General features: G+C 71.1%; 19 protein-coding genes. 16 read left to right on the top strand and 3 right to left on the bottom strand.

Annotation, left to right across the window (positions count from 1 at the left end; translation table 11 throughout):
• Positions 1 to 5: 5 nt before the first annotated feature.
• Complete coding sequence (locus tag CP983_RS07685) at positions 6 to 1,925, bottom strand: molybdopterin oxidoreductase family protein (RefSeq protein ID WP_150499053.1); 1,920 nt, start codon at positions 1,923 to 1,925, stop codon at positions 6 to 8.
• On the bottom strand, positions 1,922 to 2,893 hold the full coding sequence (locus CP983_RS07680; RefSeq protein ID WP_107908072.1) for a 2-dehydropantoate 2-reductase: 972 nt from the start codon (positions 2,891 to 2,893) through the stop codon (positions 1,922 to 1,924). The genes CP983_RS07685 and CP983_RS07680 overlap by 4 nt, the downstream gene beginning before the upstream one ends.
• 258 nt (positions 2,894 to 3,151) lie before the next feature.
• Here CP983_RS07680 and CP983_RS07675 point away from each other — a divergent pair, with 258 nt between their 5' ends.
• From CP983_RS07675 to CP983_RS07665, 4 genes are all read left to right on the top strand, one after another.
• The gene (locus tag CP983_RS07675) at positions 3,152 to 4,483 is read left to right on the top strand and encodes an OFA family MFS transporter (RefSeq protein WP_107908073.1); all 1,332 of its coding nucleotides are present in this window, start codon (positions 3,152 to 3,154) and stop codon (positions 4,481 to 4,483) included.
• The gene (locus tag CP983_RS44940; RefSeq protein WP_255345596.1) at positions 4,464 to 4,598 is read left to right on the top strand and encodes an MFS transporter small subunit; all 135 of its coding nucleotides are present in this window, start codon (positions 4,464 to 4,466) and stop codon (positions 4,596 to 4,598) included. Before CP983_RS07675 ends, CP983_RS44940 begins: the two co-directional genes overlap by 20 nt.
• 149 nt (positions 4,599 to 4,747) lie before the next feature.
• Entirely contained in the window at positions 4,748 to 5,686 is a 939-nt protein-coding gene (locus CP983_RS07670; protein WP_125526583.1) for a beta-ketoacyl-ACP synthase III, read from the top strand.
• A gap of 140 nt (positions 5,687 to 5,826) precedes the next feature.
• On the top strand, positions 5,827 to 6,504 hold the full coding sequence (locus CP983_RS07665) for a GntR family transcriptional regulator (protein WP_126900353.1): 678 nt from the start codon (positions 5,827 to 5,829) through the stop codon (positions 6,502 to 6,504).
• A 67-nt stretch (positions 6,505 to 6,571) separates the two neighbouring features.
• Here CP983_RS07665 and CP983_RS07660 read toward each other — a convergent pair whose 3' ends face one another.
• Positions 6,572 to 7,072, bottom strand: a complete 501-nt coding sequence (locus CP983_RS07660) for a DUF4231 domain-containing protein (protein ID WP_150499052.1) — start codon at positions 7,070 to 7,072, stop codon at positions 6,572 to 6,574.
• 235 nt (positions 7,073 to 7,307) lie between these two features.
• Here CP983_RS07660 and CP983_RS07655 point away from each other — a divergent pair, with 235 nt between their 5' ends.
• The 12 genes from CP983_RS07655 (at position 7,308) to CP983_RS07600 (ending at position 24,264) form a co-directional block, all read left to right on the top strand.
• The gene (locus tag CP983_RS07655) at positions 7,308 to 8,489 is read left to right on the top strand and encodes an ROK family protein (protein ID WP_125526592.1); all 1,182 of its coding nucleotides are present in this window, start codon (positions 7,308 to 7,310) and stop codon (positions 8,487 to 8,489) included.
• A 142-nt stretch (positions 8,490 to 8,631) separates the two neighbouring features.
• Positions 8,632 to 10,152 carry a sugar ABC transporter ATP-binding protein gene (locus CP983_RS07650; protein ID WP_150499051.1) on the top strand — a complete coding sequence of 507 codons (1,521 nt, stop codon included), beginning with the start codon at positions 8,632 to 8,634 and terminating at the stop codon, positions 10,150 to 10,152.
• On the top strand, positions 10,149 to 11,168 hold the full coding sequence (locus CP983_RS07645; RefSeq protein WP_150499050.1) for an ABC transporter permease: 1,020 nt from the start codon (positions 10,149 to 10,151) through the stop codon (positions 11,166 to 11,168). The genes CP983_RS07650 and CP983_RS07645 overlap by 4 nt, the downstream gene beginning before the upstream one ends.
• 48 nt (positions 11,169 to 11,216) lie before the next feature.
• Positions 11,217 to 12,254, top strand: a complete 1,038-nt coding sequence (locus CP983_RS07640) for a substrate-binding domain-containing protein (RefSeq protein WP_150499049.1) — start codon at positions 11,217 to 11,219, stop codon at positions 12,252 to 12,254.
• Positions 12,255 to 12,492: 238 nt separating this feature from the next.
• Positions 12,493 to 13,749 carry a Gfo/Idh/MocA family protein gene (locus tag CP983_RS07635; RefSeq protein WP_150499048.1) on the top strand — a complete coding sequence of 419 codons (1,257 nt, stop codon included), beginning with the start codon at positions 12,493 to 12,495 and terminating at the stop codon, positions 13,747 to 13,749.
• Positions 13,750 to 13,785: 36 nt separating this feature from the next.
• Positions 13,786 to 14,784 carry a sugar phosphate isomerase/epimerase family protein gene (locus CP983_RS07630; protein WP_150499047.1) on the top strand — a complete coding sequence of 333 codons (999 nt, stop codon included), beginning with the start codon at positions 13,786 to 13,788 and terminating at the stop codon, positions 14,782 to 14,784.
• Positions 14,785 to 15,106: 322 nt separating this feature from the next.
• On the top strand, positions 15,107 to 18,829 hold the full coding sequence (locus tag CP983_RS07625) for a ThuA domain-containing protein (protein ID WP_150499046.1): 3,723 nt from the start codon (positions 15,107 to 15,109) through the stop codon (positions 18,827 to 18,829).
• 84 nt (positions 18,830 to 18,913) lie between these two features.
• Positions 18,914 to 20,170: an inositol-3-phosphate synthase gene (locus tag CP983_RS07620; protein ID WP_229914659.1), complete on the top strand. Its 1,257-nt coding sequence runs from the start codon at positions 18,914 to 18,916 to the stop codon at positions 20,168 to 20,170.
• On the top strand, positions 20,140 to 21,219 hold the full coding sequence (locus CP983_RS07615; RefSeq protein ID WP_150499045.1) for an SCO3242 family prenyltransferase: 1,080 nt from the start codon (positions 20,140 to 20,142) through the stop codon (positions 21,217 to 21,219). The genes CP983_RS07620 and CP983_RS07615 overlap by 31 nt, the downstream gene beginning before the upstream one ends.
• 359 nt (positions 21,220 to 21,578) lie before the next feature.
• A complete protein-coding gene (locus tag CP983_RS07610) occupies positions 21,579 to 22,493 on the top strand; it encodes a sugar phosphate isomerase/epimerase family protein (protein ID WP_150506461.1) in 915 nt (304 codons plus the stop codon).
• Positions 22,490 to 23,344: an EboA domain-containing protein gene (locus tag CP983_RS07605; protein ID WP_150499044.1), complete on the top strand. Its 855-nt coding sequence runs from the start codon at positions 22,490 to 22,492 to the stop codon at positions 23,342 to 23,344. The genes CP983_RS07610 and CP983_RS07605 overlap by 4 nt, the downstream gene beginning before the upstream one ends.
• Positions 23,344 to 24,264, top strand: a complete 921-nt coding sequence (locus CP983_RS07600) for a TatD family hydrolase (RefSeq protein WP_150499043.1) — start codon at positions 23,344 to 23,346, stop codon at positions 24,262 to 24,264. Before CP983_RS07605 ends, CP983_RS07600 begins: the two co-directional genes overlap by 1 nt.
• The last annotated feature ends 1 nt before the right edge of the window (position 24,265 follow it).

Genomic DNA, 24,265 nt, shown 5'->3' with positions numbered 1-24,265 from the left:
TTATGTCACCTCACGATGGTCGCGACGGGGAGCTTCTCGATCCGGATCGCCGACGCCTTGAACTCCGCCGTGCCCGCGATCGGGCAGTTCGCCTCGATCGTCAGCTGGTTGGTGTCCACCTCGTCGGGAAAGTGCATGGTCATGAAGGCGAGCCCGGGCCGCAGGGCCGTGTCGACCCACACCGGTGCGACGACCGAGCCGCGCCGCGAGGTCACCTGGACCTCCTCGCCGACGACGACCCCGTAGCGCTCGGCGTCCTCCGGGCTGAGTTCGACGTACTCGCCGCGCCGCAGCGGGGAGGCGAAACTCCCGCTCTGCACACCGGTGTTGTAGGAGTCGAGCCGCCGCCCCGTGGTGAGCCGGACCGGGTAGTCCTCGTCGGTCAGGTCGACCGGCGGATCGTGCTGGACGAGACCGAACGGCGCCGGCATGCCGCGCTCGGCCGGGTCGCTCTCCCACAACCGGCCGTGCAGATAACTCGGTTCGAGGCCGTCGGTGGTCGGGCACGGCCACTGGATGCCCTGGTGCTCCTCCAGGCGGTGGTACGTCATCCCGTAGTGGTCCGGGGAGACCGAGCGCAGCTCGTTCCAGACGGCCTCGGAGTCCGCGTACTTCCACTCGTGGCCGAGCCGTCCCGCCAGCTCGCAGATGATGTCGATGTCCTCGCGCGCCTCGCCGGGCGGGGTGACCGCCCGGCGCACCCGCTGGACCCGGCGCTCGCTGTTGGTGGTGGTGCCGTCGGTCTCGGCCCAGCCCGCGGTCGCGGGCAGGACGACGTCGGCGAGCTCGGCCGTCTTCGTCAGGAAGATGTCCTGCACGACGAGGAAGTCCAGCTGCCGCATGCGCCGTACGGCCTGCTCGCTGTCCGCCTCCGACTGCGCCGGGTTCTCGCCGATGCAGTAGACGGCCTTGAGGTCGCCGTCCTCCATCGCCTCGAACATCTCGGTGAGGTTCAGGCCGTAGTGGGGCTGGATGACGGTGTCCCAGGCGGACTCGAACTTCAGGCGGGTGTCCGGGTCGAGGATGTCCTGGAAGCCGGGCAGCCGGTTGGGGATCGCGCCCATGTCGCCGCCGCCCTGCACGTTGTTCTGTCCGCGCAGCGGCTGGAGCCCGCTGCCGAAGCGGCCGACATGCCCGGTCAGCAGGGACAGGTTGATCAGCGCGCGGACGTTGTCGGTGCCGTTGTGGTGCTCGGTGATCCCGAGGGTCCAGCACAGCTGGGCGCGCTCGGCGCGGGCGTAGGCGTGCGCGAGTTCCTTGATGGCGGCGGCCGGCACGCCCGTCACCTTCTCGGCCAGCGACAGCGTCCACGGTTCGACCAGGGCCTTGTAGTCCTCGAAGCCGCTGGTCGCCCGCTCGATGAACGCCTCGTTCGCCAGGCCCGCGCGGATGATCTCGCGGCCGATCGCGTGCGCCATCGGGATGTCGGTGCCGACGTTCAGCCCCATCCAGCTCTCCGCCCACTCGGCGGTGGAGGTGCGGCGCGGGTCGACGGCGTACATCCGGGCGCCGTTCCGGATGCCCTTCAGCACGTGCTGGAAGAAGATCGGGTGCGCGAAGCGGGCGTTGGAGCCCCACATCACGATGACGTCGGTGTGCTCGATCTCCTCGTACGACGAGGTGCCCCCGCCCGACCCGAAGGCCGCCGACAGGCCGGCGACGCTGGGGGCGTGACAGGTGCGGTTGCAGGAGTCGACGTTGTTCGTGCTCATGACGACGCGGGCGAACTTCTGCGCCACGTAGTTCATCTCGTTGGTGGCCCGGGCGCAGGAGAACATGCCGAAGGCGCCCCGGTTGCGGGCCAGTCCGGCGGCCGCCCGGTCGAGTGCCTCCTCCCAGGTCGCCGGCCGGAACGGCTCGTCGCGGGAGTCGCGGACGAGCGGGTGGGTCAGCCGGGTGTAGTTCTTCGGTTGCCGTTTCCTCATGCGGCGCTCCTCAGCGCGAGCAGGTCCGAGATGGCGTGCACGGTGCGCAGGGTGGGCACCTCCACGCCGGTGATCTCCGCCAACTCGACGACCGCCGCGAGGAGTACGTCGAGTTCGAGCGGCTTGCCGCGCTCCAGGTCCTGGAGCGTGGAGGTGCGGTGGTCGCCGACCTTCTCGGCGCCCGCGAGCCGGCGTTCGATGGAGATGCCGACCTCGCAGCCGAGTGCCTCGGCGACCGAGAGCGTCTCGGTCATCATGATCTCGATGACCTTGCGGGTGCCGCCGTGCAGGCACATCTGCCGCATGGTGGCGCGGGCCAGCGCGCTGATCGGGTTGAAGGAGATGTTGCCGAGCAGCTTGAGCCAGATGTCGTTGCGCAGGTCGGGTTCGACCGGGCACTTCAGACCGCCGGCGATCATGGCCTCGCTGAGGTCCAGACAGCGCTTGGACACACTGCGGTCGGGCTCGCCGATGGAGAACCGGGTGCCTTCCAGGTGCCGTACGACCCCCGGGCCTTCGAGTTCGGTCGCGGCGTAGACGACGCAGCCGATGGCTCGTTCGGGGGCGAGCACCGCACTGACCGTGCCGTCCGGGTCCACGCTCTCGACGCGGTGGCCGTCGTGGGGTCCGCCGTGGCGGTGGAAGTACCACCAGGGGATGCCGTTCTGGGCGGCCACGACGGCCGTCGTGTCGTGCAGCAGTGGTTCGATCAGCGGCCCGCAGGCCGCGTACGAGTTGGCCTTCAGGCCCAGGAAGACGAAGTCGACCGGACCGATCTCGGCCGGGTCGTCGGTGGCGTGGGCGCGCGCGGTGAAGTCACCGCGCGGACTGAGCACGCGCACTCCGTGCTGCCTCATGGCCGCGAGGTGCGGTCCACGGGCGATCAGGTGCACGTCGGCTCCCGCGCGGTGCAGCGCGGCTCCGACGTAGGCGCCGATGGCACCGGCGCCGAGGACTGCAACTTTCACTTCGGAACGCTCCGTTCGGTCGAGGGAGTACCGCGGAGGTGGCTGGGAAGTTCTCGGTTCGGCCGGTAAGGGGGCCGAATCCTGTCGACGGAATATTGTCTACAGTATGGATAGGGGGTCAGCAAGAGTTCGCGCACAGCCTTCGACAAGGCTTTCCGGACAGTGTTCGACCGTTCGTCGCGCCCTGCATACCGCTCACCGCATACGGTCGACGCACCGACTTCTCAACGGACTTGCCCGTCCCTACCGTTCGGGATCATGAGTCCACCGCTCGCGCCCCCGGGATGGAGCCGCTGGCTGGTTCCGCCCGCCGCTCTCTCGGTTCATCTGTCCATCGGCCAGGCCTACGCCTGGAGCGTGTTCAAGCCACCGCTCGAATCCGCACTCGGTCTCAGCGGCACCCAGAGCGCGCTGCCGTTCCAGCTCGGCATCGTGATGCTCGGCCTGTCCGCCGCCTTCGGCGGCACCCTGGTCGAGCGCAACGGTCCGCGCTGGGCCATGACGGTCGCCCTGGTCTGCTTCTCCTCCGGCTTCCTGCTCTCCGCGCTCGGCGCGGCCACCGAGCAGTACTGGCTGATCGTCCTCGGCTACGGCTTCGTCGGCGGCATAGGCCTCGGCATCGGCTACATCTCGCCGGTCTCCACGCTGATCAAGTGGTTCCCCGACCGGCCCGGCATGGCCACCGGCATCGCGATCATGGGCTTCGGCGGCGGCGCGCTCATCGCCTCGCCCTGGTCGGCGCAGATGCTGGAGTCGTTCGGCAGCGACAGCTCCGGGATCGCCCTGGCGTTCCTGGTGCACGGGCTGTCGTACGCCGTCTTCATGCTGCTCGGTGTGCTGCTGGTCCGGGTGCCGCGCACCGAGAAGCCGGTCGGCGACGCGCCCGGTGTCTTCGAGGGGCCTCAGGTGTCCGCCCGCAACGCCGTGCGCACCCCGCAGTTCTGGTGTCTGTGGGTCGTGCTCTGCATGAACGTGACCGCGGGCATCGGCATCCTGGAGAAGGCCGCGCCGATGATCACGGACTTCTTCGCGAACACCTCCACACCGGTGTCCGCGTCGGCGGCGGCCGGCTTCGTCGCCCTGCTGTCCGCCGCCAACATGGCGGGCCGGATCGGCTGGTCGTCGACCTCCGACCTGGTCGGGCGCAAGAACGTCTACCGGCTGTACCTGGGCGTGGGTGCGCTGATGTACGGCCTGATCGCGCTGGCAGGCGACTCCTCCAAGCCGCTGTTCATCCTGTGCGCGCTGGTGATCCTGTCCTTCTACGGCGGCGGCTTCGCGACGATCCCGGCCTATCTGAAGGACCTCTTCGGGACCTACCAGGTCGGTGCCATCCACGGGCGGCTGCTCACCGCCTGGTCCACGGCCGGCGTCCTCGGACCGCTGATCGTGAACTGGATCGCCGACCGGCAGGAGGAGGCGGGCAAGGACGGCTCGTCCCTGTACACGACGTCCCTGTTCATCATGATCGGGCTGCTCGTCGTCGGCTTCGTCGCCAATGAACTCGTCAGGCCCGTCAACCCCCGCCATCACATCCCCGTGCCGGCGCAGGCCGAGAAGGAGGCCGCGGATGTCCAGCGACAGCAGTAGCTCCCCGCCCGACCGGCGGGGGCTCATCGCCTTCGCCTGGGTGTGGGTGGGCGTACCGCTCGCCTACGGGCTCTACGAACTCGTGCAGAAGGCGACGCAGCTGTTCACCGGGTAGGTGTTCGGAAGCTGTTCGGGCGTCCGAGGGTCTGATGGAAGCTGACAACGAGGGCGCCCGATTCCTGTGGCATCACGTGCCGCCGTACCCGTGAGTCACTGATCAGACTGGTGAATCCCGCTACCCGAGGTTCAAGGGGATCACCAACGATGAACGGCTCGCGCATCGCCGCAGTCGGCCACTATCAGCCCGCCAGGGTGCTCACCAACGAGGATCTGGCGGGCATGGTCGACACCAGTGACGAGTGGATCACATCTCGGGTGGGTATCCGTACGCGCCACATCGCCGGGCCCGACGAACCCGTCGACGAGCTCGCCGGTCACGCCGCCGCCAAGGCGCTCGCTGCGGCGGGCCTCACGCCCGGTGACATCGACCTGGTCCTGGTCGCGACCTCCACCGCCATCGACCGGTCCCCGAACATGGCCGCGCGGGTCGCCGCACGGCTCGGCATCCCGTCGCCGGCCGCGATGGACGTCAACGTCGTCTGCGCCGGTTTCACCCACGCCCTGGCCACCGCCGACCATGCTGTGCGGGCGGGGGCGGCGACGCGGGCGCTGGTGATCGGCGCCGACAAGATGTCCGACGTGACCGACTGGAGCGACCGCACGACCTGCGTGCTGGTCGGGGACGGCGCCGGGGCCGCTGTCGTGGAGGCGTCCGAGGACGCCGGCATCGGGCCGGTGCTGTGGGGATCGGTGCCCGAGATGGGGCACGCGGTGCGTATCGAGGGGCAGCCCGCGCGGTTCGCGCAGGAGGGGCAGAGCGTCTACCGCTGGGCGACGACACAGCTGCCCGCCATCGCCCGCCGGGCCTGCGAGCGGGCGGGCCTCGGGCCCGAGGACCTCGCCGGGGTCGTCCTGCACCAGGCCAACCTGCGCATCATCGAGCCCCTCGCCGAAAAGCTCGGCGCGGTCAACGCCGTGGTCGCACGCGATGTCTCGGAGTCCGGGAACACCTCGGCGGCGAGCATCCCGCTGGCCCTGTCCAAGCTGGTGGAGCAGGGACGTCTCTCCGGCGGGGACCCGGTGCTGCTGTTCGGGTTCGGCGGGAACCTTTCGTACGCCGGACAGGTCATCCGCTGCCCCTGATGCGGGTGTGATGTGACCAACTCCCCGTTTCCCTGGCCTTTGTGCGCCGTAGACTGTAGACGAAAGACAATCGATACTGGCTTTCAGTGACGATCGGCTACGGGACGCAGTCGCCCGGCGTTCGCCCAGGAGGGGAACCGATGTTGTCGACAGGACTACCGCAGGGTGCGGTGCCCAAGCTCGAACGTCCCGGCCCGCTGCGCGACCGTGTCTACGAGGCGCTGCTCGAACTCATCACGACCCGCGCCCTGCAGCCCGGCCAGCATCTGGTCGAGAGTGAACTCGCAGGTCACCTCGGTGTGTCGCGACAGCCGGTGCGGGAGGCGCTGCAGCGGCTGAACACCGAGGGCTGGGTGGATCTGCGCCCCGCGCAGGGCGCGTTCGTGCACGAGCCGACGGAGGAGGAGGCCGACCAGCTCCTCACCGTCCGCACCCTCCTCGAGGCCGAGGCGGCCCGGCTCGCCGCGGCCCACACGGACAGCGCCGGCATCAAGGCGCTGGAGGAGCTGTGCGCGGAGGGGGAGAAGGCCGTCGCCGCGGACGACGTGGACGCGGCCGTCGCCCTCAACGCCCGCTTCCACGCCAAGATCATGGAACTCGCCGGCAACGCGGTCCTCGCCGAACTCGCCGCCCAGGTCGACCGCCGGGTCCGCTGGTACTACACCCCGGTCGCCCGCCAGCGCGGCCACCAGTCCTGGATCGAACACCGGGGCATGATCGCCGCGATCACCGCCCGCGACGAACAGCAGGCGACCCAGCTGATGCGCGAACACACGGAACACACGCGACGGTCGTACCACGCCCGGGGCGACTCCTGACCGCGGCCGTGCTGCCGTAGTCGTCGTGGCACTCGGGCGCGGTGTTCAGGATCGCGCCGTTCCACGGTCAGGGCAGCGCGCCGGTCCCCGTGGTGTCCGCGCGGGGACCGGACAGTTGGACCCAGGTGCCCATCTCCCGCTGTTCGATGCGGGTGACGGCGGCGGCGAGGGCCTGGTCGCGGGTCGCCGGATCGGCGTACGGCTCCGCCCCCGTGTTGTAGAGGCGGCGTTCCGCCTCGACCGCCTCGCGGGCCTCGGTGAAGCGCAGGTAGTCGTCCTGCCAGTGGAAGACCGAGCGCAGGCCGGTGATCACCACGACGATGCCGCCCAGGACGGCTGGAATCTCCGGGTTCTTGGACCACAGGACCGCCGAGACCGGGATGGCGGCCGAGACGAGCAGCAGCAGGGTCTCGGAGAGCCGGAAATTGCGACGCGCCCGGACGGCGGCGCCTTGGTACCAGTCGTACGAACCGTTCGCCAGGCCCATCGCGTAGCTGGGGCCGGCGTCGGCTGAGCCGTCTGACCTGGGCGTCGTCGTCGGTTCGGCGGCCGGTGAGTCCTGAGCCATTCGCGCTCCCCCCAAAGCACCCGCTGTCGGCAGGGAAAGCGTAGCCAACGGCGCCTCGTCGCGCCCCGGGACCCTTCTTTGTCCTGTGAGTGGAGAAAGTTGACGGCAATCTCTGCTCAAGTTCTTCCCAGTCCCGGCGGCCACTGCTACGTTCCCCTCGAAAGCAGGTCACGGACATGTGGCCGAAACCCGGCGCGCTCAGGCCGATTGAGGCGGGGAGGGGCTCGTGAGACGTATGACGGCGCGACCCGCTAACGGTCATCAGGCCAAGCTGCTCAGGCTGCTGCGCGACGGCGGGCCCAACTCCCGGGCCCAGCTGGGCGATCAGATCGACCTCTCACGGTCCAAGCTGGCCGTGGAGGTGGACCGCCTGCTGGAGACGGGACTGGCCGTGGCCGACGGACTCGCCGCCTCGCGCGGTGGCCGCCGGTCGCACAACATCCGGCTCAACCCCGATCTGCGCTTCCTCGGCGTCGACATCGGCGCGACCTCGGTCGACGTCGCCGTCACCAACCCCGAGCTGGAGATCCTCGGACACCTCAACCAGCCGATGGACGTACGCGAGGGCCCCGTCGCGGTCTTCGAGCAAGTCCTGTCCATGGCGGCCAAGTTGAGGGCCTCCGGGCTCGCGGAGGGTTTCGACGGCGCCGGCATCGGCGTCCCGGGGCCGGTCCGCTTCCCCGAGGGCGTCCCGGTGGCTCCGCCGATCATGCCGGGCTGGGACGGCTTCCCCGTACGGGAGGCGCTCAGCCAGGAGCTCGGCTGCCCGGTGATGGTCGACAACGACGTGAACCTCATGGCGATGGGGGAGCAGCACGCGGGCGTCGCACGCTCCGTGGGCGACTTCCTCTGCGTCAAGATCGGCACCGGCATCGGCTGCGGCATCGTCGCGGGCGGTGACGTCCACCGCGGCGTCACCGGCAGCGCGGGCGACATCGGGCACATCCAGGCCGTGCCCGACGGCCGCCCCTGCGCCTGCGGCAACCGGGGCTGCCTGGAGGCCCACTTCAGCGGGGCGGCCCTCGCCCGGGACGCCGTGGAGGCGGCCCAGCAGGGACTGTCGGAGGAACTCGCCTCCCGGCTGGCGGCGAACGGCACCCTGACCGCCGTCGACGTCGCCGCCGCGGCCGCCGCCGGCGACGCCACCGCGCTCGACCTGATCCGCGAGGGCGGCAACCGCGTCGGCCAGGTCATCGCCGGACTCGTCAGCTTCTTCAACCCCGGCCTGGTGGTGATCGGCGGCGGGGTGACCGGCCTCGGCCACAACCTGCTCGCCGCGATCCGCACCCAGGTCTACCGCCAGTCGCTGCCGCTCGCGACCGGCAACCTCCCCATCGTGCTCGGGGAGTTGGGCCCCACCGCCGGAGTCATCGGCGCGGCCCGGCTCATCAGCGACCACCTGTTCTCACCCGCGTAAGCCACTCGCCCCGTACGGCTCACCGAACACCGCACGGCGCACCGAAACAGCACCTCGCACAGCGCTCAGCTCTGCCCTGCTCCTGCCCTGCTCTGCCTCGCCCCGCCCTGAAACCGGCCCGCACGCCCGCCAAGGGGACCTCATGGCACCAGAACCATCGCTGCTCAGCATGAACGGCATCACCAAGTCGTTCCCCGGAGTCCGCGCCCTCGACGGCGTCGACCTCGACGTCCAGGCCGGTGAAGTGCACTGCCTGCTCGGCCAGAACGGCGCCGGCAAGTCCACCCTCATCAAGGTGCTGGCCGGCGCCCACCAGCCCGACACCGGCACCATCCGCTGGCGCGGCGAGGAGGTCACCCTCCGCTCGCCGATCGCCGCCATGCGCCTCGGCATCGCCACCATCTACCAGGAACTCGACCTCGTCGAGCACCTGTCGGTCGCCGAGAACGTCCACCTCGGCCATGAACCCACGGCCGCCGGATTCGTCGTACGCGGAAAAGCCGCACGGTCGTCAACTGCCCAGCTCCTCAAGCGACTTGGGCATCCCGAGATCGACCCGGGCCGGCTGGTCGGCGAGCTGTCGGCGGCCCAGCAGCAGATCGTCTCCATGGCGCGGGCGCTCTCCCACGACGTACGGCTGATCGTGATGGACGAGCCGTCCGCCGCCCTCGACCCGGACGAGGTCGACAACCTCTTCCGCATCGTCGGCGACCTCACCGGCGCCGGAGTCGCCGTCGTCTACATCTCGCACCGCCTGGAGGAGATCCGCCGGATCGGCGACCGGGTGACCGTCCTGAAGGACGGGCGGGCCGTGGCCGGCGGACTCCCGGCGAAGACGACGCCGACGCGCGACGTCGTGGCGATGATGACGGGACGCAACGTCGAGTACGTCTTCCCCGAGCGGCCCGCGAAGGACGCCACCGGCGGCGAGCCGCTGCTGGAGGTCCGCGGACTCGCCAGGGACGGCGAGTTCGAGTCCCTGGACCTGACCGTGCGGCCCGGAGAGATCGTGGGCCTCGCCGGACTCGTCGGCTCGGGACGCTCCGAGATCCTGGAGACGATCTACGGCGCCCGCAAACCCAGCGCCGGCCAGGTCCTCGTGGACGGGCGGGCGCTCAAGCCCGGCAGCGTGCGCGCCGCCGTACGCGCCGGCCTCGGGCTCGCCCCCGAGGAGCGCAAGGCGCAGGCGCTGCTGATGCTGGAGTCCGTCACCCGCAATGTGTCGGTGTCCTCCATGTCCCGCTTCTCGCGCGGCGGTTGGATCGACCGCGCCGCCGAACTCGGCGCGGCGCGCGCCGCGACCCGGGAGCTGTCGCTGCGGCCCGACAACCCGTCGGTGCCGGTGCGCACCCTCTCCGGAGGCAACCAGCAGAAGGCGGTCCTGGCCCGCTGGCTGCTGCGCGGCTGCCGTGTCCTGCTGCTCGACGAACCCACCCGCGGCGTCGACGTCGGCGCGCGGGCCGAACTGTACGCGGTCGTGCGACGGCTGGCCGACGAAGGTCTCGCCGTGCTGCTGGTCTCCAGCGAGGTGCCCGAGGTACTGGGCCTGGCCGACCGCGTCCTGGTGCTGCGCGAGGGCCGTGTCGTGCACACGGCACCCGCGCGTGAACTCGACGAACACCGCGTACTCGACCTCGTCATGGAAGGAAGCCCGGCGTCATGACGCAGCACGCCTCCCCGCCGCGGGACAGCACCGGCAAGGTGCAGTCGGCCGACGGACCGCCCGCCTGGCGCGGCCTGATGGCCCACGCCGACGTGCGCACGCTCTCCCTGCTCGGCGTCCTCGCCGCGCTGATCGTCATCGGCGGCATCACCAAGCCTGACGAGTTCCTGGACACCCGCAACCTCCAACTGGTCCTCACCCAGGCATCCGTGATCGGCGTCGTCACCGTCGGCATGACCTTCGTCATCATCTCCGGCGGCATCGACCTCTCCGTCGGCGCGATCGTCGCGCTCGCCTCGGTATGGGCGACGACGGTCGCGACCCAGGAGTACGGCTTCGCCGGCATCCTCTTCACCGCCGTGATCGTCGGTGTGGGATGCGGGCTGGTCAACGGGGTGCTGATCGCGTACGGCGCGATGGTGCCGTTCATCGCGACGCTCGCCATGCTGGCCTCGGCCCGCGGTCTGGCCCTCCAGATCACCGACGGCAAGACGCAGATCGTCACCATCCCCTCGGTGCTCGACCTCGGCGAACGCGACGCCTACGTCCTCGGCATCCCGCCGCTCGTCATGGTGTTCGCGGTCGTGACGATCATCGGCTGGCTGGTGCTGAACCGCACGACCTTCGGACGGCGCTCGGTCGCCGTCGGCGGCAACGCGGAGGCGGCCCGCCTGGCCGGCATCGACGTCCGCCGCCAGCGGCTCTACCTCTACCTGCTGTCCGGACTGTGCTGCGGCATCGCGGCCTTCCTGCTGATCATCCTGTCCGGCTCCGGCCAGAACACCAACGGCAACCTCTACGAACTCGACGCCATCGCGGCCGCGATCATCGGCGGCACCCTGCTCACCGGGGGCCGCGGCACCATCGTCGGCTCCGTGCTCGGCGTCCTGATCTTCACCACGATCACCAACATCTTCGCCCTGAACAACCTGCAGAGCGACGTCCAGCAGATCGCCAAGGGCGCGATCATCGTCGCCGCCGTGCTGGTCCAGCGCCGTACCGCAAGCACGACCTGAGGGTCGTACCGCCACCCCCGAGCACGACCTGAGGAAAGGTTCACCGCCATGCCAGAGCTCACCAGTCGCAGAGGGCTGCTGTTCGGGACCGCCGCCATAGGTGCCGGCACCCTCCTCGTGGGTTGCACGAGCAACGAGTCCAGCGACGAGCCGGCCGCGAACGACCAGCCGGCCGCCGACGACAAGCCCGGCAAGGAGGTCACGATCGGCTTCGCCGGTCCGCAGGCCGACCACGGCTGGCTCAACGCGATCAACGACAACGCCAAGAGCCGGGCGAAGAAGTACTCCGACGTCACCCTGGAGATCACCGAGGGCTCCAACGACACCGCCGCGCAGATCGGCCAGATCGAGACGCTGATCAACAAGAAGGTCGACGTCCTGGTGGTGCTGCCCGCCGACGGCAAGGCGCTCACCCAGGTCGGCCTGAAGGCGATGCGCGCGGGCATCCCGGTCATCAACCTCGACCGGATCTTCAACACCCCGCAGGCGTACCGCTGCTGGATCGGCGGCGACAACTACGGCATGGGTCTCAACGCCGGGCACTACATCGGCGAGAAGCTCAAGGACAAGTCGGACGCCAAGGTCATCGAGCTCGCCGGCCTGGACAACCTGGAGCTGACCAAGCAGCGCACCCAGGGCTTCGACGACGCGCTGAAGAACTACCCCAACATCAAGAAGGTGGCCCGCCAGGCCGCCGAGTTCACGGTCGAGTCCGGACAGGCCAAGATGGCGCAACTGCTCCAGGCCCAGTCGAAGTTCGATGCCCTGTGGAACCACGACGACGACCAGGGCGTCGGCGCCCTGCGCGCCATCGAGCAGGCCGGGCGCGACGACTTCCTGATGGTCGGCGGCGCGGGCGCGCTGTCCGCCTTCCAGGCCATCAAGCAGGACGACGGCGTCCTGAAGGCCACGGTCCTGTACCCGCCGACCATGGCCGCGTCCGCCATCGACCTGGCCCGTGCGCTGGGCCAGGGCAAGGGCGTCGGCGGCATGGCCGAGTTCGAGATCCCCGCCTCGATCACGCTGTACTCGGCGGTCGTCGACAAGGAGAACGTCGACAAGTACATGTCCACCGGCTTCAAGTGAGGCGCACCCTGCCCGACGCGGCCGAGGGGCCCGTCGGGCAGGGCCGGGAGCGTCCGGCGGACCGGGCCGGCCCGGGCCGTGGCACCGGGACGCGGGCCGACCGCCCGGGACCCGAGCGCGCCCGCCGCGCAGGGACGGCCCGCCGCCCCGGCTCCGGCGGGCCCGGCAGGTGACGGCTCGATTCCGCAGGACGCCCCGAAACCCCCCACCGCGGCACGACGACGAGGAGGACCATCGCATGGGACAGCCGCAGCAGCCCGAAGAGGCCGAGGCGGAGGCACGGGCCACGGCCGGCGAGGCGGGAGTGCCGGCCCCGGGGACCCACAAGCCACCACTGCGCGTCGGCATGGTCGGCTACGCCTTCATGGGCGCCGCCCACTCGCAGGGCTGGCGCACCGCGGGCCGTGTCTTCGACCTCCCTCGCACGCCGGTCATGACCGCGATCTGCGGACGGGACGCCACGGCCGTGCGCGCGGCCGCCGAACGCCACGGCTGGGAGTCGGCGGAGACCGACTGGCGTGCGCTGATCGCACGCGACGACATCGACCTCGTCGACATCTGCACCCCGGGCGACAGCCACGCCGAGATCGCCCTCGCCGCACTGGCCGCGGGCAAGCACGTCCTGTGCGAGAAGCCCCTCGCGAACACCGTCGAGGAGGCCGAGGCGATGGCCGCGGCGGCCGAAGAGGCTTACGGGCGCGGTCAGTTGGCGATGGTCGGCTTCAACTACCGCCGGGTGCCCGCCACCGCGCTGGCCCGCAGCATGGTTGCGGAGGGTCGCCTCGGCACCCTGCGCCACGTGCGGGTGACGTACCTCCAGGACTGGCTGGTGGACCCCGAGTTCCCGCTGACCTGGCGGCTGCGCAAGGAGCTGGCCGGTTCGGGCGCGCTCGGCGACCTGGGCGCGCACATCATCGACCTGGCGCAGTACCTGGTGGGGGAGCAGCTCGGCGGGGTGTCCGCGATGACGGAGACCTTCGTGCGGGAACGGCCCCTGCCCGGCGGACCCACGAGCGGTCTGTCCGCCGTCTCCGCGAACGGCACCGGCCAGGTCACCGTCGACGACGCCGCCGTCTTCACCGGCCGCTTCCCGTCCGGCGCCCTCGCCTCCTTCGAGGCCACCCGCTACGCCACCGGCCGGAAGAACGCCCTGCGCATCGAGCTCAACGGCGAGCTCGGCTCGATCGCGTTCGACCTGGAGCGGCTCAACGAGCTCTCCTACCACGACGGCAGGGAACCGGGCGCGCACGCCGGCTTCCGCCGCATCCTCGTCACCCAACCCGACCACCCCTACCTGGACGCCTGGTGGCCGCCGGGCCACGGCCTCGGCTACGAGCACACCTTCGTCCACCAGGCCCGCGACCTGGTCCACGCCGTCGCCGAGGGCCGCCGGCCGCAGCCGTCCTTCGCCGACGGGCTCCAGGTGCAGCGCGTGCTCGCGGCGGTGGAGGAGAGCGCCGAGAAGAACTCCGTCTACACCCCGATCGCCGTCTGAACCACCCCGATAGCGGCCCGAGGAGGCTGACGCGCAATGCCGCGTACGTTCACGCTGTTCACCGGCCAGTGGGCCGACCTGCCGCTGGAGGAGGTCTGCCGGCTCGCCCGCGACTTCGGCTACGACGGGCTCGAACTCGCCTGCTGGGGCGACCACTTCGAGGTCGACAAGGCTCTGGCGGACCCGTCGTACATCGATTCCAGGAAGGCCCTGCTCGACAAGTACGGGCTCAAGTGCTGGGCGATCTCCAACCACCTGGTCGGCCAGGCGGTGTGCGACGCCATCATCGACGAGCGCCACCAGGCCATCCTGCCGGCCGAGGTGTGGGGCGACGGCGACGCGGAGGGTGTCCGGCAGCGCGCCGCGGCCCGTATGAAGGACACCGCGCGAGCCGCGGCCGCCCTCGGCGTCGACACCGTGATCGGCTTCACCGGCTCCGCGATCTGGCACCTCGTCGCCATGTTCCCGCCCGCGCCCGAGTCGATGATCGAGCGCGGCTACGAGGACTTCGCCGAGCGCTGGAACCCGATCCTGGACGTCTTCGACGCGGAGGGCGTGCGCTTCGCGCACGAGGTCCACCCGAGCGAGATCGCCTACGACTACTGGACGACACAGCGCGCCCTGGAGGCCGTCGGCCACCGCCCCGCCTTCGGCCTGAACTTCGACCCCTCCCACTTCGTGTGGCAGGACCTCGACCCGGTCGGGTTCCTGTGGGACTTCCGCGACCGCATCTACCACGTCGACTGCAAGGAGGCCCGCAAGCGCCTCGACGGCCGCAACGGCCGTCTCGGCTCACACCTGCCATGGGGCGACCCGCGCCGCGGCTGGGACTTCGTCTCGGCCGGGCACGGCGACGTCCCGTGGGAGGACGTCTTCCGGATGCTGCGTTCCATCGACTACAAGGGGCCCATCTCCGTGGAGTGGGAGGACGCCGGCATGGACCGGCTCCAGGGCGCCCCCGAGGCGCTGACGCGGCTGAAGGCCTTCGACTTCGAGCCGCCCAGCGCGTCCTTCGACGCCGCCTTCAACAGCTGAACCACGCACCCGGCGCAGGTCGGGGACGGGGACCGGAGATACCACCGGTCCCCCCTCCGACCTGCCCGAATCCCGCTTTGTCCTGCGATGGGAAAAAGTTCAACAGATCCTGACGCAAGGGGTGTTCGCCCCGGACGTACGCGGTTACCGTCCCTGAAGTGTTCAGGACACACGCAGAAGCGTTCAGGACACAGGGAAGTGTTCAGGACACACGGAAGTACTCACGGCACAACCACCCCCGGGGTGACGGCGCACCCCGGCGCCCGCACCGCACGTCTTCGCACCCACCCCGTACGGCACACCCCGTTCCCGGAGGGACTTCGTGCACAGAACCAGACCCCGAAGCACCCGCACCCCGAGGCGCCCGCGCCTTCGCACCGCCGTCGCCCTGTTCACCGGCCTGCTCCTCGCGGTCGGCGCCCCGGCGACCGTCGCCGGCGCCCACCCCGGCCACCCGGAACACGACGAACCGGCAGCCGCCGAGGGCCAGTTCCAGCAGGTACCGCTCGCCAAGGGCGAACCCGAGATGGGCGAGCCGATGTCGCTCGCCGTGCTCCCGGACCGCAGCGTCCTGCACACCTCGCGCGACGGCACACTGCGCCTCACCGACCAGGGCGGCGTCACCAAGGTCGCCGGCAAGCTCGACGTCTACAGCCACGACGAAGAGGGCCTCCAGGGCGTCGGCATCGACCCGGACTTCGAGAACAACCGGGCGATCTACCTCTACTACGCCCCGCCGCTAGACACCCCCGCGGGCGACGCCCCGGAGACCGGCACCGCTGACGACTTCAAGAAGTTCGACGGCGTCAACCGCCTCTCCCGCTTCACGCTGAACGCCAACGGCACGCTCAACACGGCCAGCGAGAAGAAGGTCATCGACGTCGCGGCCTCCCGCGGCACCTGCTGCCACGTCGGCGGCGACATCGACTTCGACGCGGCCGGCAACCTGTACCTGTCGACCGGCGACGACACCAACCCCTTCGCCTCCGACGGCTACACGCCGATCGACGTCCGCGAGGGCCGCAATCCCGCCTTCGACGCCCGCCGCAGCTCCGGCAACACCAACGACCTGCGCGGCAAGATCCTGCGCATCAAGGTCGCCGAGGACGGCTCGTACACCGTCCCGGAGGGCAACCTCTTCGCCGCGGGCACCGAGAAGACCCGTCCCGAGATCTACGCGATGGGCTTCCGCAACCCGTTCCGGATGAGCGTCGACGACAAGACCGGCATCGTCTACGTCGGTGACTACGGCCCCGACGCGGGCGCCGCCTCACCGACGCGCGGCCCGGCCGGACAGGTCGAGTTCGCGAAGGTCACCAAGGCCGCGAACTTCGGCTGGCCGTTCTGCACCGGCAACAACGACGCCTACGTCGACTACGACTTCGCCACCGGCACCTCCGGCGCGAAGTTCGACTGCGCCGCGCCGAAGAACACCTCGCCGTACAACACGGGCCTCACCGACCTGCCGCCCGCGCAGGCCGCCTGGATCCCGTACGACGGCGGCTCCGTGCCGGAGTTCGGCTCCGGCTCCGAGTCCCCGATGGGCGGCCCGGTCTACCGCTACGACCCCGACCTCGACTCCAGCGTGAAGTTCCCCGAGGCCTACGACGGCGACTTCTTCGCCGGTGAGTTCGGCCGCCGCTGGATCAAGCGGATCCAGCAGAACGAGGACGGCTCCGTCGCGAAGATCAACGACTTCCCGTGGACCGGCACCCAGATCATGGACATGGAGTTCGGCCCCGACGGCGCGCTCTACGTCCTCGACTACGGCATCTCCTGGTTCCAGGGCGACGAGCACTCCGCGCTCTACCGGATCGAGAACGCCGAGGACGGCTTCTCCCCGATCGCCGAGGTGAGCGCCGACAAGACGTCCGGCGCGGCCGGCCTGAAGGTCAAGTTCACCGGCTCCGCCAAGGACGCCGACTCCCCGGACCTCACCTACAGCTGGGACTTCGGCGACGGCACCAAGGGCGAGGGCCTCAACCCCGCCCACCAGTACAAGAAGGTCGGCACCTACACCGCCACCTTCACCGCCAAGGACCCCGAGGGCAACACCGGCAACGCCAGCACCCGGATCGTCGTCGGCAACACCGAGCCCAAGGTGAGGATCGACATCCCGGGCAACGGCGCGCTGGCCGAGTTCGGCAAGCCCGTCCCGTTCAAGGTGACCGTCACCGACCCCGAGGAGACGGTCGACTGCTCCAAGGTCAAGGTCGCCTACAGCCTCGGCCACGACTCCCACGCCCACGAGCTGACCAGCGAGATGGGCTGCGAGGGCACCCTGACGCCGCCCGCCGGTGACGGCGGTCACGACCCCAACGCCAACATCTACGGCGTGGTCGGCGCCAGCTACACCGACGGCGGGGCGAACGGCCAGGAGGCCCTGACCGGCACCGCACGCGCCGTGCTCCAGCCGCTGCACCGCCAGGGCGAGCACTTCACCACCCAGTCGGGCGTGTCGGTGATCGACAAGACCGGCGCCAACGGGGGCAAGACCGTCGGGAACATCGACGACGGCGACTGGATCGCCTTCACCCCCTACCGGTTCGACGGACAGAGGAAGATGACCGTGCGGGCCTCCTCCGGCGGCGCGGGCGGCTTCATCGAGGTGCGCACGGGCTCCCCCGAGGGACCGCTGCACGGCTCGGCGTACATCCCGCCGACCGGCGGCTGGGAGACCTTCCAGAACGTCGACGTGCCGCTGCGGGCGCTGCCGAAGAAGACCACCGAGGTCTACCTGGTCTTCAAGGGCGGCGCGGGCGCGCTCTACGACGTGGACGACTTCGAGTTCTCCAAGGAGCCGTTCAAGGGCGGCAAGAAGGTCCTGGTCTTCTCCAAGACCGCAGGTTTCCGGCACGACTCCATCCCGGCCGGCGTCGCGGCCCTGAAGGAGCTCGGCGGCCCGGCCGGCATCACGGTCGACGCGACCGAGGAGGCCAAGCAGTTCACCACGGCCAACCTCGCCAAGTACGACGCGGTGGCCTTCCTGTCCACCACCGGTGACGTGTTGAACGCCGAGCAGCAGAAGGCGTTCGAGAACTACGTGGCCGGCGGCGGCGGATACATGGGCATCCACGCGGCCGCCGACACCGAGTACGACTGGTCGTTCTACGGCGGCCTGGTCGGCGCCTACTTCGACTCGCACCCGGCGATCCAGAAGGCCACGGTCCGCGTCGAGGACCACGACCACCCGTCCACCGCGCACCTCGGCGACGCTTGGGAGCGCACCGACGAGTGGTACAACTACCGCACCAACCCGCGTGAGCAGGCCAAGGTCCTCGCCACCCTGGACGAGACCACCTACCAGGGCGGGAACATGAAGGGCGACCACCCGATCGCCTGGTGCCAGAGCTACGGCGGCGGCCGGTCCTTCTACACCGGCGGCGGCCACACCAAGGAGTCCTACGCCGACGAGGCCTTCCGGGCCCACCTGCTCGGCGGCCTCCAGTACGCCACCGGCCAGGTGAAGGCGGACTGCAAGCCGAGCAAGGACTACCGGAAGATCTTCAACGGCCAGACCCTGGAGGGCTGGAAGCAGGCCGGTCCCGGCAAGTTCAACGTCAAGGACGGCACCCTGGAGACCGAGGGCGGCATGGGCCTGCTCTGGTACCAGGCCAAGGAGCTGAAGTCGTACTCGCTCAAGCTCGACTGGAAGATGCAGGGCGACGACAACTCCGGGATCTTCGTGGGCTTCCCGGCCTCCGACGACCCCTGGTCCGCGGTGAACAAGGGCTACGAGATCCAGATCGACGCCACGGACGCGCCCGACCGCACCACGGGCTCCGTCTACTCGTTCAAGTCGGCGAACATCAAGGCCCGTGACCAGGTTCTGCGGCCGCCCGGCCAGTGGAACTCCTACGAGATCAAGGTCCAGGGCGAACGCCTCCAGGTGTTCCTCAACGGAGTCAGGATCAACGACTTCACCAACAAGGACCCCGAGCGGAGCCTGACCGACGGCTACATCGGCCTGCAGAACCATGGCGCCGACGACCAGGTCTCCTTCCGCAACATCCAGTTGAAGGAACTGCCCGTCCAGGGCGACTGAACGGCGGCGGGCGGGGGACGCCGGACCCCCGCCCGCCGTCTCCACCCCTCCCCTTGAGGCTCGCGCACGACCAGGAGGCTGCCCATGTCCGCGTCCCTCTCCCGACCGCGTGTGGGAGTGTGGCTGATCGGAGCCCGAGGTTCCGTCGCCACCACCGTCGTCACGGGGTGCGCCGCCATCACGGCGGGGCTGCATCCGCCCACCGGCATGGTGACCGAGACCTCGGCGTTCACCGGCAGCGGCCTGCCCGCGCTGTCCGACTTCGTCTTCGGCGGCCACGACACCCTCGACTGCCCCCTGCCCAAGCGTGCCGAGACCCTGACCGCCGGCGGCGTCCTCCCACCGGGCGTCGCCACCGCCGTCGCCGCGGAACTCGCCGCTGCCGACCGCGAGATCAGGCCCGGCGGCCCCACGCCCGGGGACACCCGGAGCGAGGCCGAGCTGATCACGGCCTTCGCCGACGACATACGCGACTTCGCGCGACGCCATGAGCTGGAGCGGACGGTCGTGGTCAACGTCGCCTCGACGGAACCCGCGTCCGCAGGGCCCGGCGCCCCGCTGCCCGCCAGCACCCTGTACGCACTGGCGGCGCTGCGCGCGGGCTGCTCCTACGTCAACTTCACGCCCTCCGAGGGCATGCACCACCCCGTCGCCGCGGCCGAGGCCGAACGGAGCGGGCTCCCTTACGCCGGCCGGGACGGCAAGACCGGACAGACGCTGCTGCGGGCCGTCCTGGGCCCGATGTTCGCGCAGCGGGCGCTGAACGTGCGGGCCTGGTCCGGCACGAATCTGCTCGGCGGCGGAGACGGCGCGGCCCTCGCCGACCCGGCCGCGGCGGCGGCGAAGAACGCCGGCAAGGAACGCGTCCTCGCCGACACCCTCGGCACCGTCCCCGAGGGCGAGGTCCACATCGACGACGTCCCGGCCCTCGGCGACTGGAAGACCGCCTGGGACCACATCGCCTTCGACGGCTTCCTCGGCACCCGCATGATCCTCCAGACCATCTGGCAGGGCTGCGACTCGGCCCTCGCGGCCCCCCTGGTACTGGACCTGGCCCGCCTCACCGCCCGAGCCCACGAGACCGGCCTCACGGGCCCCCTCTCCGAACTGGGCTTCTACTTCAAGGACCCGGTGGGGGAGGGCCCGGCGAGCTTGGGTGAGCAGTACGGGGAGCTGGTGGGGTTGGGGGTTCGGCTCCGGCGGGTGGGGGGTGACCCTGATGCGCGGGGGGTCGAGGTTGGGGGTGAGGGTGACGGGCATCGGGAGGCGGCTGCGGCTCAGGAGGAGCGCGCCGGCCAGGGCGCCGATCCGTGCGAGCCCGCTGCGGGGGAGCGCCCGTGAGCCGTAGCCGTGCCTGGGCCGAACTGCTCCGGCTGCCCGCCCTGTTCACCGTCCCCGGCGACGCACTCAGTGGCGCCGCCGCTGTCGGGGCCCGGCCCAACTCCCGGACTCTGCTCGCCATTGGCTCCTCCCTCTGTCTCTACGAGGCCGGCATGGCCCTCAACGACTGGGCGGACCGCGCGGAGGACGCCGCCGAACGCCCCCACCGCCCCCTCCCGTCCGGCCGCGTCCACCCCGCAGCCGCCTTCACCGCGGCCTGCGCCCTGACCGGTGCAGGCCTGGCCCTCGCCGCTCGCGCCGGCCGCCCCGCTCTCACCGTCGCCGCGCCCCTCGCGGCCACCGTGTGGGCCTACGACCTCGCCCTCAAGCACACCCCGTGCGGCCCCGCCGCCATGGCCACGGCCCGTGCCCTGGACCTCGTCCTCGGCGCCGCGGCCACAACGGGCCGCACCCGCGCGGCACTCCCGTCCGCCGCCCTGCTCGGCACCCACACCCTCGCGGTCACCGTGGTGTCCCGCCAGGAGACGAAGGGCGGTTCCCCCCTGGCACCGCTCGCGGCCCTGACGACGACGGCCCTGCTGAGCCGCCTCCTGGCCCACCGCCCGACCGGCGTCCCGTCGGTCCGCCCCTCGGCCGCGGGACCGGGCGATGCCGACGGGGTGGCGACCGTCCCCAGCCGCCGGTCGGTCATGTCGGGCTCCCTGCCCGCCATTGCCGAACCCGCGGCCGCCGGCCCTGAACTACCTGGGCCCGCCCACGCCCGGCGGATCACCCCACCGCGGTCTGCCGACTCCGCCTGGTCGCCGGGCCGAGCCCTGACCACGGCCCTGGCCACCACCTACGCCGCGACCGCCGCCCGCCCCTACTTCCACGCCACCCTCAACCCGTCTCCTCCGCTCACCCAACGAGCCGTCGGCGGCGGCATCCGCGCCACGATCCCGCTCCAGGCCGCACTGTCCACCCGCTCCGGAGCCGGCCTCACCGCCCTGCTCATCGCAGGACTCGCCCCGCTCGGCCGACGGTTCGGAAGAAAGGTGAGCGTGACATGAGCCGGACGACGACCCTGCCGGGGCACTCCACCGGGGTGGCCTCGCGAGGTGACGGCGACAGGAAGGTGAGTGGCGTATGAGCCGCACGACGACTGTCCCGTGTCTCTGCGCGGAGGTGGCCTCGCGAGGCGACGGCGGCAGGAAGGTGAGTGGCATATGAGCCGCACCACGACTGTCCCGCGTTCCTCCGCCGAGGCGGCCTCGCGAGGCGACGGCGACAGGAAGGTGGGCGTCAAGTGACCCCGAAGACGCCCGCCCCGCGGCACTTCGCCGCCCCGCGAGCCGACGGCGACCTTCACGGCACCGACAGCGGTCCCAGCGCCGAACCCGCTACCGCCCCGGTCGCCGACGCACCCGCCGTGACCCCCCTCCGCTTCGGCTACGGCACCAACGGCCTCGCCGATCTCCGCCTCGACGACGCCCTCGCCCTGCTCGCCGACCTCGGCTACGACGGCCTCGGCCTGACCCTCGACCACATGCATCTCGACCCGCTCGCCGCGGACCTGGCCGCGCGCACCCACCGCCTCGCCAAGCGGCTGGACGCGCTAGGTCTGGAGGTCACGGTGGAGACGGGCGCCCGCTATGTGCTCGACCCGCGCCGCAAGCACGGCCCCTCCCTGCTGGACCCCGACCCGGAGGACCGGGCCCGCCGCGTCGACCTGCTGCTCCGTGCCGTACGCGTGGCCGCCGACCTCGGAGCCCACGCCGTGCACTGCTTCAGCGGCATCACCCCGCCTGGAACGGACCCGACGACCGCCTGGCACCGCCTGACCGACGCGCTCACCCCGGTCCTGGAGGCGGCCACCACCGCCGGCGTCCCCCTCGCCGTCGAACCCGAACCCGGTCACCTCCTCGCCACCCTCGCCGACTTCGACCGGCTCCGCCGCACACTCGGCGACCCGGAACACCTCGGGCTCACCCTCGACATCGGTCACTGCCAGTGCCTCGAACCCCTGTCCCCGGCCGACTGCATCCGAGCCGCCGCCCCGTATCTGCGCCACGTCCAGATCGAGGACATGCGCCGCGGCATCCATGAACACCTCCCCTTCGGCGACGGCGAGATCGACTTCCCACCCGTGCTCGCCGCCCTCGCCGCCACCGGCTACCGAGGCCTCACCGTCGTCGAACTGCCCCGCCACTCCCACGCGGGCCCCCATTTCGCCGAACACTCCCTCCCGTTCCTCCGCAACGCCGAGGCCGCGGCCGCCAGAACACCCGTACTCGTCCCACCCCATGGCGATCCCTCCGCCATCCCCGAAGGGAGCACCTCATGACCCACCCCCGCACCAGCCCGGCCACCCCGGACGCGGACACCGAAAGCCCCCCGCCCACCGAGGGCCACGCACCCACCGAGGGCCACTCGCCCACCGAGAGCCCCCTGCCTACCGAGAGACAGGCGGACACCAAACCCCAGCCAGATGCCCCCCACCCGGCAGACCTCGAGGACGGCAAACCCCTCGCCCTCACCCCGCCCACCGAACTACGCGCCCACCTCGCCGCCCGCCTCCACACGGCCGCCCGCGCCTGGCTCCACCGAGCCCTGGACGAGGCCGCCGCCAACCCCGGCACCCACGGCCCCATCTCCGTATGGGAGCTCCGCATCGCCGAGGCCGGCCGGCGCTGCGGCCCGGACCACGCCGACGCCGCCCGCGTCCTCATCCTGCACGCGGCTCGCGCCGACACGGACGCCCTCAGCCGGGTCTACTTCCAGGGCACCGGAGCCGAACGCCGCGCCGTCCTGCAAGCACTGCCCCACCTCGTCCCCGGCCCGCAGGCCCTCCCGCTCGTCGAGGACGCCCTGCGCACCAACGACACCCGGCTCCTCGCCGCCGCCGTCGGCCCGTACGCCGCCCGGCATCTCGACTCCCACCAGTGGCGGCACGCAGTCCTGAAGTGCCTGTTCACCGGCGTCCACGTCGAGACGGTCGCCGACCTGGACCGCCGCGCCCACCGGGACACCGAACTCGCCCGCATGCTCGGCGACTACGCCGCCGAACGCACCGCCGCGGGCCGCCCCGTGCCCGAAGACCTGTACCGCGTCCTGACCTTGACCGACCCCACGGCCACCCCACCCGCGCCCGCCGCCCAGCGCGGCGGCCGCGGCACCGACGGCAAGGAGTCCTGATGCGCCTCTTCGACCCCCACATCCACATGACGTCGCGCACCACCGACGACTACGAGGCGATGTACGCCGCCGGCGTCCGTGCCGTCGTCGAGCCCTCCTTCTGGCTCGGCCAGCCCCGCACCTCTCCCGCCTCCTTCCTCGACTACTTCGACTCCCTCCTCGGCTGGGAGCCCTTCCGCGCCGCGCAGCACGGCGTCGCCCACCACTGCACGCTCGCCCTCAACCCCAAGGAGGCGAACGACCCGCGCTGCGCCCCCGTCCTCGACGAACTGCCCCGCTATCTCGTCAAGGACCAGGTCGTCGCCGTCGGTGAGATCGGCTACGACTCGATGACCCCCGCCGAGGACACCGCCCTCGCCACCCAGCTCCAGCTCGCCGCCGCACACGAGTTGCCGGCGCTGGTCCACACCCCGCACCGCGACAAGCTGGCGGGTCTGCGCCGCACCCTCGACGTCGTCCGGGAGTCGGCCCTGCCCGCGGACCACGTCCTGGTCGACCACCTCAACGAGACCACCGTCAAGGAGGCCAAGGACAGCGGCTGCTGGCTCGGCTTCTCCGTCTATCCCGACACCAAGATGGACGAGGAACGGATGGTCGCGATCCTGCGCGAGTACGGGCCCGAGCAGGTGCTCGTGAACTCCGCCGCCGACTGGGGCAGGAGCGACCCCCTGAAGACCCGCAAGGTCGCCGACCTGATGCTCGCGGAAGGCTTCGACGAGGACGACGTCGACCGGGTGCTGTGGCGCAACCCCGTCGCCTTCTACGGACTCAGCGGCCGCCTCGACCTCGACGTCGCCGCACCGGACGCGACCCACGAGGGCAACTCCATACTCCGCGGCGCCCCGAAGGACCCCGACGAAGGGCCGGGCAGAGCACCGGGACAGGGGGACGACCCCGCCGCCCCGGCCCCGGGAGCGTGAG

The organism is Streptomyces chartreusis (assembly GCF_008704715.1).
GTDB classification, from domain to species: domain Bacteria; phylum Actinomycetota; class Actinomycetes; order Streptomycetales; family Streptomycetaceae; genus Streptomyces; species Streptomyces chartreusis.
Note: the sequence above shows the minus strand (reverse complement) of the source record. Positions and strands in the feature narration are given on the sequence as shown.

What these genes read in the sequence shown, in the direction of transcription:
- CP983_RS07670 (WP_125526583.1), top strand. Translation starts at nt 4,748, where the DNA reads ATGAACGGCTCGCGCATCGCCGCAGTCGGCCACTATCAGCCCGCCAGG.
- CP983_RS07655 (WP_125526592.1), top strand. Translation starts at nt 7,308, where the DNA reads ATGACGGCGCGACCCGCTAACGGTCATCAGGCCAAGCTGCTCAGGCTG.
- CP983_RS07675 (WP_107908073.1), top strand. Translation starts at nt 3,152, where the DNA reads ATGAGTCCACCGCTCGCGCCCCCGGGATGGAGCCGCTGGCTGGTTCCG.
- CP983_RS07685 (WP_150499053.1), bottom strand. Translation starts at nt 1,925, where the DNA reads ATGAGGAAACGGCAACCGAAGAACTACACCCGGCTGACCCACCCGCTC.
- CP983_RS07635 (WP_150499048.1), top strand. Translation starts at nt 12,493, where the DNA reads ATGGGACAGCCGCAGCAGCCCGAAGAGGCCGAGGCGGAGGCACGGGCC.
- CP983_RS07660 (WP_150499052.1), bottom strand. Translation starts at nt 7,072, where the DNA reads ATGGCTCAGGACTCACCGGCCGCCGAACCGACGACGACGCCCAGGTCA.
- CP983_RS44940 (WP_255345596.1), top strand. Translation starts at nt 4,464, where the DNA reads ATGTCCAGCGACAGCAGTAGCTCCCCGCCCGACCGGCGGGGGCTCATC.
- CP983_RS07665 (WP_126900353.1), top strand. Translation starts at nt 5,827, where the DNA reads ATGTTGTCGACAGGACTACCGCAGGGTGCGGTGCCCAAGCTCGAACGT.
- CP983_RS07620 (WP_229914659.1), top strand. Translation starts at nt 18,914, where the DNA reads ATGTCCGCGTCCCTCTCCCGACCGCGTGTGGGAGTGTGGCTGATCGGA.
- CP983_RS07650 (WP_150499051.1), top strand. Translation starts at nt 8,632, where the DNA reads ATGGCACCAGAACCATCGCTGCTCAGCATGAACGGCATCACCAAGTCG.
- CP983_RS07645 (WP_150499050.1), top strand. Translation starts at nt 10,149, where the DNA reads ATGACGCAGCACGCCTCCCCGCCGCGGGACAGCACCGGCAAGGTGCAG.
- CP983_RS07605 (WP_150499044.1), top strand. Translation starts at nt 22,490, where the DNA reads ATGACCCACCCCCGCACCAGCCCGGCCACCCCGGACGCGGACACCGAA.
- CP983_RS07640 (WP_150499049.1), top strand. Translation starts at nt 11,217, where the DNA reads ATGCCAGAGCTCACCAGTCGCAGAGGGCTGCTGTTCGGGACCGCCGCC.
- CP983_RS07600 (WP_150499043.1), top strand. Translation starts at nt 23,344, where the DNA reads ATGCGCCTCTTCGACCCCCACATCCACATGACGTCGCGCACCACCGAC.
- CP983_RS07630 (WP_150499047.1), top strand. Translation starts at nt 13,786, where the DNA reads ATGCCGCGTACGTTCACGCTGTTCACCGGCCAGTGGGCCGACCTGCCG.